The sequence below is a fragment of the Vibrio sp. OPT46 genome, from assembly GCF_015163535.1.
GTDB lineage: Bacteria > Pseudomonadota > Gammaproteobacteria > Enterobacterales > Vibrionaceae > Vibrio > Vibrio alginolyticus.
On sequence record NZ_JADDYG010000557.1, the window covers coordinates 1 to 431 of the forward strand.

At 42.5% G+C, this 431-nt stretch carries 1 pseudogene; it reads left to right on the forward strand.

The features are described 5' to 3' along the window. A pseudogene (locus tag IQR33_RS22320) lies at positions 1–245 on the forward strand (hypothetical protein); the annotation flags it as partial. Positions 246–431 lie beyond the last annotated feature (186 nt).

Here is a 431-nt window from a genome sequence, read left to right on the forward strand (position 1 = left end):
ACTCATATCTTGCTGAACAAAATGGTTATGTTCGAATTCGCTCGGTTGATGCGACTTGGGAGTTACAAAAACTCACAAACGATACAACACTCGTGGAATACAAGGCGTTTGCTGACCCCGGAGGTCTATTGCCAAACTGGCTGATCAACAAACTCTCAAAAGAAAGTGCATGGGCAACATTTAGTAATTTAAGAAAAGAGTTACCTGAATATCAACAATACTCTCATCCTCAAATAGATGAGTAAGCGTCGCTCTTCCCACTCGCTTTTTAATGCGGTACATAATAACAAAAGGCGGCATATGCCGCCTTTTTCTACTCAATGTGTTACTGTTGTGCAACCGTTACAGGTTTAGTTGCACCACGGTAATCAAACTCAAAACCAATACCTTGGTCTGTCACGTCCATCGTCATACCACCAACAAGCTCGCCT